We start from the raw sequence: 12,561 nt of genomic DNA, 5'->3' as shown, positions 1-12,561 counted from the left end.
TCCCGCCCCAACTCGCAGTGTCTGTGGAAACTTGTTTACCAGTTTCTCTGTGTTGGGGCCCCGCGCCCAAATCTTCAATGCTTTTGTCCCGACCTCACATATCTCTCTGTATTTCAAATATTAAGGACAAGCCCTACTTATCGATTGACTTAAATAGTCTTCGAACTGCTATTAGATTGAGGCTCGAGTATAATTATAATGCTCCTATCTATACTCTAGACGTAATTATTATGAATCATTATCGTTTGACTTTAGATTGTGCTTCCTTTAAAGAACGGCTTTGCATAAATGGTATAACACACCAAACGATGTGTAACAGCATTGCTAGTATAACAAGTATTATCGGAATAAAAATTTCAATAATACTAATATTGACAATGAATGAAATAATGATGAAAGCCGTAATAAATGGTAAGGCACACACTACGATGAGTACAAGTAGTACAAATTGCAATACTTGTGTGGCAAATGAGTTAAATAAGTCTAATGCCAGAATACCTAAATAGAAAATAGTAATAATAATTAGTATCACGACCAACCAGCCTTCAGAAATACCGTTTTGACTTTCGATATATTTCTGATAGGGAGTTAGCGTAGGTAAGATAAACAAGAACATCGTTGATAACCAGGCAAGTATGCCAAAGAAAACGAATAATATTCTGGATAAATTTCTATTCATCATTTACACCTCCTATGTAGAATGTATCTTAAGAGGTTAAGTTATGAGTAACTTTACGTAAATATAGGTTTCTTATTAGTAATATTACCCAATTTAGTATAATTAACTCATTTTATGAAAATAGGCACTATATCGAGTGAAGTGATGGATGGGATAAATATTATTTCCTGGTCACCTCTTGCAATTTAGTTCAGAAAGGCTTAAGATGAGTCCGTCAGTAAAGTCAGCCGGAACGTTGATAAAGTTTATGTAATGACGAGAGAAAGAAGGTGGCAACATGGCTGAGTTTCGTGAGTTAACCTTGTCAGACGAAGAACGTTATTGTAAATACATTAAAGAGTGGATCGATAATGATGAGTTAATCATTCCACGCGTAACTGATATCGTTAAATATGAGAATTTTGAAGATTTGGTTAAATCTCTTAAAGATAATAAGTCTCATGATAAAAGCATTGATAACACGACTTACTTCTTGTTTGTAGAAGGAGAAATAGTAGGGGCGGCTAACATTCGACACGAGCTTAATCATAATTTAAAGCAAGTTGGCGGTCATGTTGGATATGGCGTGCGTCGAAGTTATCGAGGCAAAGGCTATGGAAGCAAGATTTTACGCAAAGCACTAGATTACCTGTCTCGAATTGATGTGAAAAAAGCTTTAGTGACTTGTGAGAAGACGAATACTTCCTCGGCAAAAGTAATCGAGAAAAATGGTGGTGAAGAGATAGACCCTAGTGTATTAGACGATGGTACTGAAATTCGTCGTTTCCTTATAGAGATAGCCTAAAACAATGCTTTGTATGAAACTAAATGTGTTTATATAGGAGCGCTGATTAAGGGATTATTTAAGTTCTGAATAGAGAGTTTCTACAAAGTATAAAACGCTATAGCTATTTCACTTTTAATTGGCTATATGCTTTAAGATAGCATTAGGTATAGCTATTAGAGCTCTTAGTAGTTAAGTGGAGCAAAATCAGATGCTCAATTAGTTGTACTTCACCATCAACCAAATCATAAATTTATGATTAACTAACTGGAGTTACAGGAAGATATTTAATAGCCTAACTGAACACTTAGTACAAAGCGAATGTAATCAGCAAATAGCAGGTGTGGTAGCAAGAGTGGTGATTGAGTTGGCTGTGTAAGTTATGAGCAAGAAAAGAAAGATATACTTATTATTGCTGATAATTACAGCTCTTGACTATTTTATTTTGCCTCTAATAACGGGTAACTATAATATTATAACTAGATCATTTGGTATTATTCCTTTTATTTGCTTTGCTTTATTTATATTGAGTTCTGATGAGAAATCTGATAGAAGAAAGCATTGAGGAATTAGGGAGCGGGACAGAAATCTAATTTGAATAAAAAGATTTCATAGTCCTGCCCCGGCAAGGATGACTCGAATTGAAAAAAAGCTTGATACAAGTGCATTTTCAAATCAGTCATCTACTGCCAAGATGCTGAAAGAAGCTGAGACACTACATTATGTCCACTTGTAAGCGGCACCTGACTGCTTTTTTGGAACGAATTTCGTCTTATCTCAATATGTGCTCAACCGTCCAAACTCTCTGGGCGGTTATTTTTATATAGACGGACAAGGGATCTCTCAAATTTATAGGGTGATTGAATGATGGCCATTAAGGCAAATGTAATAGAATTCTATAAATATAGAAGGGATTAGTGTTAGATAAAGACCACATGACACTACTATTTTTGAACGCAGCGATCTTTATTTAAAGATTATATAGTGAACGATCGCTTATATCTTATGCCTCTCTTGTATAAATATAGAACAGTGCTTCTTAACATTTAGATATAACTATAAGAAAGCCCTTACATAAAATTCAGTATTTACAATTTTTATTAAGCGCGTTAAGCTAATTATTGAACGAAACGTATCGTTTTATAATGGAAGGAAGTTTAGATAAGATGTTTGGTATATCTATTACAAGTTTAGTGTTAAGGTTCCTCATTGGTGGCATTGCAGTTGCTGCGGCTTCTGTGCTTGCTGCGAAAGTAGGAGGTAAGGTTGGGGGCATCATTGCTACTATGCCTGCAGTGTACCTTGCAGCTATCTTTGCCCTTGCCATAGATCATAGAGGTAAGACATTAGTCAACATGTCTATTCACTTAAGCTCAGGGGCCATATTAGGAATTATATCTTGTATCGTAACCGTCTTCGTTACAGCTCTATATATTCAACGAAAAGGGTACCAGCGCGGAACTTTATTTGCCATTGGATTTTGGTTGATATTGTCTTGCGTGTTCTTTGGTATAAAGCATTTTATATAAGGAGAGCGAATAACAGTGAAATCATTAGTGATTAAATTTTTACTCGGTGGTATAGCTGTGGTAGTAAGTTATATCATCTCAATGGTTATACCGTGGAAAGAATTTGGCGGTATATTTGCTACATTTCCAGCCGTCTACCTTGTTTCAATGTACCTTTCTGGGTTAGAATTTGGAGATAAGGTAGCTATGTACGTAAGCCGCGGTGCTGTTTTCGGCATGATGGGTGTGCTAGCAAATATTATCGTGACATGGCTCATGTTGACGTATACTGGTATGTGGTTTATAAGCATATTGGTAGGTTTCATTGCGTGGTTTATCACTGCAATGATCGTTTTTGAAATTGTTGAGCTTGTGGCACGTAGAAGAGGTGGCGAACATGGCAGGGAGACCCAAAGATCCCACGGTTAATCGAAAAATATTTAATACAATAGAGACTATTCTTAACCAACAGCATTATCATGATATGACGATAGATCAGATTGCTGAGAAATCAGGTGTCTCTAAGACGACGATTTATCGTCGTTGGCCTGATAAATCATTTATTATTATTGATATGTTTTTGGAGAAGACTGAAATGTACAAGCCTGAACCCGTAAATCTCTATCAAGATTTATATGCTTTTCTAGTGCATGTGATGACTATTTATAAATCAAACCTTGGTATCGCAGTCATGGAAGTCTTAATCAATCAGTATCATAAAGAAGCTAAGAAACGTTTCATGGAAGCTTATTTTAATCAAAAACGTTCAGTTTTAAAAGAAATTATAGAGTATTATGCAGAAGTTGATGATGAAGATCTGTTTATAGATTTAATCTTTGCACCGATATATTTTAATTTAATTATTAAGCCAGAAGAGCTAGATGAATCTTATATTGAGAAGATGCTCACTCTAATTCTGAACTTATATGATACAACAAAGTGAGTAGTAAAGTGATGAGGGTGATTAGATGCGTGTAATCAGTAAACACGATCAACAAGAGTTACTTAATATGCGAGAAGTTATTTCAGAAACTGGGAAAGCTTTACAGGCATACTCTGAAGGTAAGACTGAGACGCCACTACGTTATTCATTGCCTTATAATAAGGATAACCGTTACTTAGTTATGCCCGCACTAAGCGAAGAGTTAGGTATAGTAGGCATTAAAACTGTGAGTTACGCTCCTCGTAATCCTCAAAAAGGCAAGCAAACAATTGAAGGTTCAGTTCTTTTAACAGATTATGATACAGGAGAAACTCTAGCAGTACTTGATGGAGCGTATCTTACTAAGATTCGAACAGGAGCAATTTCAGGAGTAGCCACGCAATACTTGGCTCGTCAAAATGCTGAAACGCTAAGTGTAATAGGCACGGGTGAGCAAGCGGAAGGGTTGATTGAAGCGGTTCTCGCTGTGAGAGCTATTAAGCGAATTCAATTCTTTAACCGCACCTATGACAAAGCTGTTCACTTTGCTAAACAAATAAATGAAAAATACAGCGATATCGAAACTGAAGTCTACAAAGATGTTGCAACAGCTATGGATAATTCAGATATAGTTATCACTGCGACGAATTCATCTCAACCGGTGTTTAAGGGGCAATTGGCTCCTGGGACACATTTGAATGCAGTAGGCTCATTCAAACCAGATATGCAAGAGTTACCGAGTGAATCTGTCGTGAACGCAGATAAAGTGGTGGTGGAAGCGACCGAAGCAGCACTAGAAGAAACAGGCGATTTCTTCAAGCCTATTGAAGAAGGTAAGTGGAGTGCAAAAGATTTACATGGTGAACTGGGTCGTATCGTAAGCGGCGAACTGGCTGGAAGAGAGAGTCCAGAAGAAGTTACCCTCTTTAAATCAGTGGGGCTCGCGATTGTAGATATAGTAGTAGCAAATTATTTTTATAACAAAGTAGTAGAGCAGGATAGAGGATAAGATGAAATCTTGACTCGAGAGGAAATCATGATACTGAGTGTTAACAGTGTGGTATGATAGCTATTTCTATTTTAAATCAAGGGAGCGGGACAGAAATCTAATTTGAATAAAAAGATTTTGTAGTCCCGCCCCGGCAAGGATGACTAGAATTGAAAAAAGCTTGATACAAGCGCGTTTTCAAATCAGTCATCTACTGACGAGATGTTGAAGGGAGCGGGACAGAAATCTAATTTGAACAAAAAGATTTCGTAGTCCCGCCCCGGCAAGGATGACTAGAATTGAAAAAAGCTTGATACAAGCGCATTTTCAAATCAGTCATCTACTGCCAAGATGCTGCAAGAAGCTGAGACATTACATTATGTCCCAGCCTCTTTCTCTCTAGTCAAAGACCATTATATCCCAGTTTCTCTGTGTTGGGGCCCCGCTGGGCAACCGATTAACGGCGCCCCCAAAGCAGGATTGTCGACAGAAACACTTACGCGTCGACAAAATTTGGTTCACAATGTTGCTCATCGTTCGATTCTGCTGATATCCTTAACGCTTTTGTCCCACCTTCTTTTTAGGGAGGTTAGTCCCAAGGTCTTAAATCGCCATTCGTTTAGTGATTTTGCATACCTTCTTGTATGAGATGGTTGAAGCCGGCTCCGATTAAGGAGACCCCAATTAAGACTATAAGTGCTACAATTGCCCAAGTAATCGATGCTTTTTTAGAAAGTCTAGCTGTAAAGAAGTAGTACAAGCCTATTAGATAAGCAGCGATAAAGGATTTTAAATCAATAGCTGATAAGAATGGATTTCCTTTATCGAAAATGCTTAGAGAAGAAATAGTTTGCTCTGCCATATTAATCCCCGCCATTGCTTGGATAGCTGCCACAATTAAGGCGAAAGATTGAATGATTAAACTATATGACAGCGCTGCAGAAAAGATACTTAAAGGCGAAACTTCCGATTTCATAATCTTTGAAATAATTAAGAATAGCACAAAAGCGATTAATACAGAAAAAATACAGCTACTTAGTGTTCCGCCTATAACTTTCCCCCAAGAAAATTGAGACTGAGTTTCTATGGTTTTATGATCAACCCCCATTTTTTTGAGTTGTTCAGTTACATCAGTTGCAATCTGTGCAAACCAGCTCGCAAAAAATGAAATAATTAATAAAGCGATTAATTTAACCAACCACTTTGGTCTTTCACGCAAGCTTGCGAAATGGTCGGCTAAAGGTAGTTTTGAATTTTCCACTATCATTCTCCTCCTATGTATGTAATCCCTTTCAGAGTAACATGTTAATTTCATTTTTAAAATATAATTTTAAAACTTAAAGACTAATTACTAATATTTTAAGACTTATTGATAAATCGTAATTTTGTATTTAGTGAATAATAAAATTATTTGTACTTAAATCTCCTGACAATTGTTTTTTTACAACTGTATATATGCTACAATCACAGTTGGAAAATTTATAAGGGGGATTTCTAACGTGAAGAATAAATGGTTATGGATAATTATTGCTGTCGTTATTATTATTCTCATCGGTATTGCTTTTATTTTAAAGCAAGTCAATGGAGGCGGATCTCACGATGATGATAGCAATAAGGGATACGATACATATAAGGTTAAGCATGAACAACCGTTACATTTAGAAGGTAAAGCGTCACCTAAGTCAGTAAAGACCTACACGAACAATAGTCAAATTGGTGATTTCTCAAGCGTTCAAGTCAAAGATGGCCAAAAAGTGCAACAGGGTGATCCGCTTATTAGTTACGATACTAATCAAGGTAAACGTCAAGAATTAGCGGATAAGGTGGATGATCAACAAAGTGTGGTCAATGAAGATTATCAAAAGGTTAACCAAGAACCAAATAACAACGATTTACAGAAAAAGCTAAATCAAGATCAAAATGCGCTTAGTCAAGCTCAACAACAATTGAGTAAACATGATAAACAAGTGAATAACAGCACATACGCTTCATTCGATGGTAAAGTTGACATCAAGAACAAAAATGATGCAAGCGACGGTCAACCTATCTTGAAATTAATATCTACAGAACCACAGTTAAAAGCTACTGTTTCAGAATTTGACCTTGATAAGATTAAAAAGGGAGATAGCGTTAATGTCAAAATAGGTAACAACGGCAAGACAGGTAAAGGTGAGATCACTAAGATTAGTGAATTACCAACTAGCTATGATAAATCAGGAGGCCAAGGATCTGGCTCTAACCCTGTCGATAACGACCCTAGCGGTGGAAGCTCAGACAGTGCTTCAAAATATAGTGTGACAATTGGTAATATAGATATTCCAGTACGTGCAGGTTTCTCTATGCAAGCTGATGTACCATTGAAGTCGATGAAGTTGCCAGAATCTGTATTAACTAAAGATGATAAAGTATTTGTGGTTGATAGTAAGGATAAAGTGCATAAAAAAGACATCAAGATTAACAAAAATAACGGAGAAATTTTTGTGAAGAAGGGACTTGAACCAGGAGACCAACTTCTCAAACATCCGAAAAAAACTTTAAACGATGGAGAAAAAGTTGAGGTGTCGTCATGATTGAGCTTAAAGATATCAATCGACACTTTAAAAATGGTGACCAACTTAATCACATCCTTAAAGATATTAACTTTAATGTACAAGAAGGCGAATTCGTTGCGATTATGGGGCCATCAGGTTCAGGTAAGAGTACATTAATCAATATTTTAGGATTTATTGACCGAGGCTACGACGGCGATTATCTGTTTAAAGGCGAAAATTTCAAGAAAACGTCGGATAACCGTTTAGCAGAAATTCGAAATAAAACGGTAGGCTTTGTCTTTCAAAACTTTAAGTTGATCCAGAATAATACTATTTTAGAAAATGTAAGTATTCCGCTTGTTTACGCAGGAGTCTCTTCTCAAGAACGCAAAGAACGTGTACGAAAGAAACTCAATCAGGTAGGTCTATATGATAAAGAAGATCAACTTCCTAACAAGTTATCGGGGGGTCAACAACAACGTGTAGCCATCGCCCGGGCGGTTATCAATAAACCAGAGTTTATTATTGCAGATGAGCCTACAGGTGCGTTGGATCAAAAAACATCAGAAGATATCATCAATTTATTCGAAGACTTAAACAAAGAACTCAACACGACAATCATCGTAGTTACTCATGAACGTGAAGTAGCTGAAAAGGCGGATCGCATCATTCATATTTTAGATGGTCGTATCCAGGAAGAAGAGGTGATGAAATGAGCAACTTATCAAATATCATCGCCGTATCATTTAAATCGATAATGAAGAATAAACGCCGTAATATTTTAACTATTATCGGGATAGTTATCGGTATTGCTGCTGTAATGCTAATCATGTTTTTAGGAAATGGATTTAAGCAAACTTCCAAGGATCAGATAGAAAGTTCAGGAGCTGGTAAAGATACAGCCTCTATTGCTTACTTTCCTAACACTGAAAAAGTGACTGAGAATCCATTTAAATCAGATGATATTAGTGTGGCTGAAGAAGTGGACGGAGTAAAGAGTGCTAAAGTGAAAGAGTCGGATGATAGCGGCTATAGTTCAAAAATGACGAACGCCGAAAAGAATAAAGATATTAACGTATTTAAAACGAAATCTCTTTCTACTGTAGATGAAGGCAAAGGTTTTTCTGAGGAAGACAACGATTTAAAAAATAAAGTTGTCATTGTAGATCATTCTATTGCTAAGAAAGCGTTTCATAATAAAGCTGTAGGTAAGATAATTTATATCAATAATCAAGGGTTCGAGATAGTCGGCGTTGCTGATAAATCATCTAGTGATCCTATGGGCCTAGGAGGCTCTGATAATGCAGTCCAAATGCCATCTAAAACCTTTAAAAAATATATGAGTGATCTCTCTCAAGAATCTCCATCACTTACTGTAAAATTAACCAGCGGAGCGAATAAAAAGGAAGTTGCTAACAAGGTAGCTGACAAATTAGAAAAGAGAGGTAGTGGAGCAGACGAGGGACAATATATGTATCAAGACTTTGATAGTATGAGTAAACAATTTGATCAAATATTTAACATGATCACTTACTTTGTTGCCGCTGTTGCCGGAATCTCATTATTTATCGCAGGTATCGGTGTGATGAACGTCATGTATATTTCAGTAGCTGAACGTACTGAAGAGATTGCAATTCGTCGTGCATTTGGTGCTAAAAGTCGTGATATAGAGTTACAATTCTTAATTGAAAGTATTGTGCTTTGCCTGCTTGGAGGTTTAATAGGCTTAATTATTGGCATACTCTTAGCATTATTAGTAACAGCAGTTACGCCAGATCAAGTTAAAGCGGTTATTACCATCGGCCCGATCATTTTAGCTATAGGCGTTTCCACTCTGATCGGTATTATCTTCGGCTGGGTACCTGCACGTGCAGCTGCTAAGAAAGAACTCATTGATATTATTAAATAAATGGGAGCGGGACAGAAATCTAATTTGAACAAAAAGATTTCGTAGTCCCGCCCCGGCAAGGATGACTAGAATTGAAAAAAAGCTTGATACAAGCGCATTTTCAAATCAGTCATCTACTGCCAAGATGCTGAAAGAAGCTGAGACATTACATTATGTCCCAGACTCTATTATTAAATAAATGTCTATATAGTTCATGAGAGAAAGCAATAGCGTTGAAACGTTGAGGAGTATGGTGAATGAGTGAAAGTGAGTTTATGAGAAAAATAATTATCGCTTTTGAAGCTTTACCCGTGTTACTGTTATTTATAATAATGATAGATTGTTTGCTAGGTTTAATTGATTATCAAAAAGGAACACATCTAGAATTTCTACACTTCATACCTCACACAGAAATCATATTGTTCGTAACTTTCGCAGTGCTTGTAATTATAGGTCAATTACTAAAAAGTAAGTACAAATATAAAGAAGAGGATGAGTGAGATCATGCGCTATTTAGCTAACTTTTTTGCAACGCTAGGTTCGATAATAGGATTTATTTGCTTAGTTAATATATTGTTTAAAGTATTAGCAGCAATGACAGATTATGATTTTCGCTTTATGCAACTTATTCCTCACGGTCAAACTATTGCCGTTGTTATAATAATCTTATCTGTTGTCTTAGAAGAGTATTTTAGAGATAAAGCTAATAAATCAACCGATTAAGTAGTAGCATCGTTCATAAATACTAAAGGAAGAAGGACACCCTCAAGTGATATGGGGAGAAAGATTTTTGTGGAAGTACTATGCGAGCAAATACTAAAGTTAGCTCTAAAGTGACAGGGTCAATGTAATTGATTGTATTTCAAACAGGGGACATATTTATAAGTGGTATCATACCATAGTTGGCGTTTATGCCTATATTGTACCTATCACAGAAAAAGGTAACTTTACTTACAATACATTGTTGGTAACAAATACACCTCCTATAAAAGTAGAAAGTATACTAACGTGATTTACTTGTTAGTTAAATAGGTGTGATAGATTATAAAATAGGCTCTTTGTCAAATAGGACTGGTTATTGAAAACCAGGGAGCGGGACAGAAATCTTTTTTGTTCAAATTAGATTTCTGTCCCGCTCCCATTGGCCATGCTCTTTTTTTATGCTCATTACGTAGAGAAAGTAGGGGGCGAATGTAATTGATATGCTAGAATGCCCCAATCTTTAGTAGTATATTCAATAGGTACACCTCTTTAAACCACATAGACAATGGTATAGCCATAACAAAGATAAAATTTATGAAACAAAACCAAGAAAATAGTTACTTGGCAAAGTCAATGGTGGTAAAATAAAAGTAAATTTAAACAACGAGAAGTAAAATAAACATTAAAAAGTTCTAATACTCTGTAATTTTAGGTATAAGGTATACGCATGTGCTTTACAACACGCCTACGGACAGTTTTAGTACTCTGTAATTTTAGGTATAAGGTATACGTCACCAATGGAAATAACATACCTGCCTAGGTTTTAGTACTCTGTAATTTTAGGTATGAGGTATACCATTGATGGCTCAAAATCGCCGTTTTCACAGTTTTAGTACTCTGTAATTTTAGGTATGAGGTATACTGACAACGATTACTAACTCTTTGTTACGTGGTTTTAGTACTCTGTAATTTTAGGTATGAGGTATACTTGTTGAAAAATCTGTATTGAAGGTAAAACGTTTTAGTACTCTGCAATTTTAGGTATAAGGTATACTATTCATGCAAGATGGTTCTATTTTCATCGGTTTTAGTACTCTGTAATTTTAGGTATGAGGTATACATGGATACGGACATTATAAGTTTGATCGTCGTTTTAGTACTCTGTAATTTTAGAAATAAGTATACCAATGGACGTACACTATACCATTGGTTAAGAAAGGGTGATTAGATGAGTTTTAAATTATGGGAATTTGAAGGCAAAGAAGTGGAAATGCGTTTAGATGACGGTGATGTATTAAAAGGTACAGCTTTTGACTTTGATGACAAAGAAGATAATGTTAGTGGTAATGACTCAATTTCAATTAAATCTACGGAAGGTACATTTGATATTGATGAGAGCAGAATAGTTAGTATTAAAGAAATTAAGTAGTTCACTCACTCGACTTAATGACGTTAAAAAGATCTATTTTATGACAACATTCTTCGTCGAAAAGGGGTTAAAAAGTAACACCTCATTTTTACTGTATAAATCAGTTGAATGAGGTGCTTTTTCATTTGAGTGAGGGATTATGTCCCAGCTCCTTTCAGAATCTTAGCAGTAGATGACTGATTTGAAAATGCGCTTGTATCAAGCTTTTTTCAATTCTAGTCATCCTTGCCGAGGCGGGACAGAAATCTTTTTATTCAAATTATATTTCTGTCCCGCTCCCAATATTAAACATAAGCGCATTATCTCCTTAATTTTGAGTGGTTGAGTACTTTTAATTATAGAGATAATTGCGCTCTTTTCGTATTAAAAAATAGGACCGGTTAAAGTCGCCAGTCCTATTTAGTATAGACCCATAAAGGTATTACAACATCTAAAATTGTAAAGGTGTTAGGAAAATCCTTTGTCTTAAACGAAATATTATTCTACTTCAATCTTACCATTATGGTATTTAATATTAGCGCCTTTATTAACTTTATCATAATCTTTTTTCGGTAAAGTTATCAGGCGTTTCCCTTTATCGGTAGAGACTGTGATTGTATGCAATGTCTCTCCATCTTTCATTTGATGCTTTAACATGCGGCGTTGCTGATCGATACTTAGAGGCTGTACTTTCTTATCTCTATTTTGATTTGTATTGATTATGGCGTAATAAAGTAACCAATTGTTGTAAAAGCTAGTACCCATAAATTGGGGAGTATAGCCAGTAGTATCACTATAGCGACGATTTAATGGTGTTAAGGAACGCGTGCGTTGTTGAGCCTGATGTGAACGATTTAACTGAGCTTTATTTGTTCCTCTTTGTGCTGCATTCCGAGCAGCGTTCTGACTTGCTTGGCGTGCACTTTGACGACTTGCGTTAATGGCACTTTGTCTTGCCATAGAAGATGTGCTCGCCGAACTTGAAGAACTTCTAGCGCCTGCGCTCGAGCTTGAAGAAGAACTACTAGAACTGGATGAACTCGATGAGCTACCGCCGCTCGTCCCAGCTGCATGAACTATTTGTGGGGTTGTTAATCCAAGAGCGAGAACTGCAGTGACAGCTATAACGAGTAAACGTTGTGTTAGTGAATATTTATACTTCATTTGAGCAC

14 protein-coding genes are annotated in these 12,561 nt (G+C 36.2%); 11 read left to right on the top strand and 3 right to left on the bottom strand.

Translation table 11 applies throughout. The annotated features are described in order from the left end of the window. Positions 1–238 precede the first annotated feature (238 nt). Positions 239–679: a hypothetical protein gene (locus tag N9R04_RS08465; protein ID WP_262856324.1), complete on the bottom strand. Its 441-nt coding sequence runs from the start codon at positions 677–679 to the stop codon at positions 239–241. Positions 680–956: 277 nt separating this feature from the next. On the opposite strand from N9R04_RS08465, the gene N9R04_RS08460 reads away from it, so the two are divergent. The 5 genes from N9R04_RS08460 (at position 957) to N9R04_RS08440 (ending at position 4,881) form a co-directional block, all read left to right on the top strand. Further along, entirely contained in the window at positions 957–1,463 is a 507-nt protein-coding gene (locus N9R04_RS08460; RefSeq protein ID WP_262856323.1) for a GNAT family N-acetyltransferase, read from the top strand. 1,145 nt (positions 1,464–2,608) lie between these two features. Continuing rightward, positions 2,609–2,971 carry a DUF3147 family protein gene (locus tag N9R04_RS08455; RefSeq protein WP_262856384.1) on the top strand — a complete coding sequence of 121 codons (363 nt, stop codon included), beginning with the start codon at positions 2,609–2,611 and terminating at the stop codon, positions 2,969–2,971. A gap of 15 nt (positions 2,972–2,986) precedes the next feature. Next, complete coding sequence (locus N9R04_RS08450) at positions 2,987–3,379, top strand: DUF3147 family protein (protein ID WP_262856322.1); 393 nt, start codon at positions 2,987–2,989, stop codon at positions 3,377–3,379. Then, positions 3,348–3,893: a TetR/AcrR family transcriptional regulator gene (locus N9R04_RS08445; RefSeq protein ID WP_262856321.1), complete on the top strand. Its 546-nt coding sequence runs from the start codon at positions 3,348–3,350 to the stop codon at positions 3,891–3,893. Before N9R04_RS08450 ends, N9R04_RS08445 begins: the two co-directional genes overlap by 32 nt. Before the next feature lie 25 nt (positions 3,894–3,918). Continuing rightward, positions 3,919–4,881, top strand: a complete 963-nt coding sequence (locus tag N9R04_RS08440; protein WP_262856320.1) for an ornithine cyclodeaminase family protein — start codon at positions 3,919–3,921, stop codon at positions 4,879–4,881. Between the two features lie 598 nt (positions 4,882–5,479). Here the strand turns inward: N9R04_RS08440 and N9R04_RS08435 are convergent. Further along, the gene (locus N9R04_RS08435; protein ID WP_262856319.1) at positions 5,480–6,121 is read right to left on the bottom strand and encodes a YIP1 family protein; all 642 of its coding nucleotides are present in this window, start codon (positions 6,119–6,121) and stop codon (positions 5,480–5,482) included. 238 nt (positions 6,122–6,359) lie between these two features. Between N9R04_RS08435 and N9R04_RS08430 the strand changes: the two genes are divergently transcribed. The 6 genes from N9R04_RS08430 to N9R04_RS08405 all read left to right on the top strand — a co-directional run bounded on the left by N9R04_RS08430 (position 6,360) and on the right by N9R04_RS08405 (position 11,410). Beyond that, positions 6,360–7,430 (top strand): efflux RND transporter periplasmic adaptor subunit, encoded by a 1,071-nt coding sequence (locus N9R04_RS08430; protein ID WP_262856318.1) that lies wholly within the window; start codon positions 6,360–6,362, stop codon positions 7,428–7,430. Further along, positions 7,427–8,107 (top strand): ABC transporter ATP-binding protein, encoded by a 681-nt coding sequence (locus tag N9R04_RS08425; RefSeq protein ID WP_262856316.1) that lies wholly within the window; start codon positions 7,427–7,429, stop codon positions 8,105–8,107. Before N9R04_RS08430 ends, N9R04_RS08425 begins: the two co-directional genes overlap by 4 nt. Continuing rightward, complete coding sequence (locus N9R04_RS08420) at positions 8,104–9,300, top strand: ABC transporter permease (RefSeq protein ID WP_262856315.1); 1,197 nt, start codon at positions 8,104–8,106, stop codon at positions 9,298–9,300. Before N9R04_RS08425 ends, N9R04_RS08420 begins: the two co-directional genes overlap by 4 nt. 236 nt (positions 9,301–9,536) lie before the next feature. After that, positions 9,537–9,779: a hypothetical protein gene (locus N9R04_RS08415; RefSeq protein WP_262856314.1), complete on the top strand. Its 243-nt coding sequence runs from the start codon at positions 9,537–9,539 to the stop codon at positions 9,777–9,779. Further along, positions 9,772–10,002: a hypothetical protein gene (locus N9R04_RS08410; RefSeq protein ID WP_262856313.1), complete on the top strand. Its 231-nt coding sequence runs from the start codon at positions 9,772–9,774 to the stop codon at positions 10,000–10,002. Before N9R04_RS08415 ends, N9R04_RS08410 begins: the two co-directional genes overlap by 8 nt. A gap of 1,207 nt (positions 10,003–11,209) precedes the next feature. Beyond that, positions 11,210–11,410: an LSM domain protein gene (locus tag N9R04_RS08405; protein ID WP_262856312.1), complete on the top strand. Its 201-nt coding sequence runs from the start codon at positions 11,210–11,212 to the stop codon at positions 11,408–11,410. Between the two features lie 477 nt (positions 11,411–11,887). On the opposite strand, the gene N9R04_RS08400 is transcribed toward N9R04_RS08405, so the two are convergent. Next, complete coding sequence (locus tag N9R04_RS08400; protein WP_262856311.1) at positions 11,888–12,553, bottom strand: hypothetical protein; 666 nt, start codon at positions 12,551–12,553, stop codon at positions 11,888–11,890. Positions 12,554–12,561: the final 8 nt, after the last annotated feature.

Source organism: Staphylococcus marylandisciuri, assembly GCF_025519785.1.
Lineage (GTDB): Bacteria > Bacillota > Bacilli > Staphylococcales > Staphylococcaceae > Staphylococcus > Staphylococcus marylandisciuri.
Note: the sequence above shows the minus strand (reverse complement) of the source record. Positions and strands in the feature narration are given on the sequence as shown.

Coding starts and splice junctions, on each gene's coding strand:
- N9R04_RS08465 (WP_262856324.1), bottom strand. CDS start 679: ATGAATAGAAATTTATCCAGAATATTATTCGTTTTCTTTGGCATACTT.
- N9R04_RS08405 (WP_262856312.1), top strand. CDS start 11,210: ATGAGTTTTAAATTATGGGAATTTGAAGGCAAAGAAGTGGAAATGCGT.
- N9R04_RS08410 (WP_262856313.1), top strand. CDS start 9,772: ATGAGTGAGATCATGCGCTATTTAGCTAACTTTTTTGCAACGCTAGGT.
- N9R04_RS08415 (WP_262856314.1), top strand. CDS start 9,537: ATGAGTGAAAGTGAGTTTATGAGAAAAATAATTATCGCTTTTGAAGCT.
- N9R04_RS08425 (WP_262856316.1), top strand. CDS start 7,427: ATGATTGAGCTTAAAGATATCAATCGACACTTTAAAAATGGTGACCAA.
- N9R04_RS08455 (WP_262856384.1), top strand. CDS start 2,609: ATGTTTGGTATATCTATTACAAGTTTAGTGTTAAGGTTCCTCATTGGT.
- N9R04_RS08400 (WP_262856311.1), bottom strand. CDS start 12,553: ATGAAGTATAAATATTCACTAACACAACGTTTACTCGTTATAGCTGTC.
- N9R04_RS08420 (WP_262856315.1), top strand. CDS start 8,104: ATGAGCAACTTATCAAATATCATCGCCGTATCATTTAAATCGATAATG.
- N9R04_RS08460 (WP_262856323.1), top strand. CDS start 957: ATGGCTGAGTTTCGTGAGTTAACCTTGTCAGACGAAGAACGTTATTGT.
- N9R04_RS08445 (WP_262856321.1), top strand. CDS start 3,348: ATGGCAGGGAGACCCAAAGATCCCACGGTTAATCGAAAAATATTTAAT.
- N9R04_RS08440 (WP_262856320.1), top strand. CDS start 3,919: ATGCGTGTAATCAGTAAACACGATCAACAAGAGTTACTTAATATGCGA.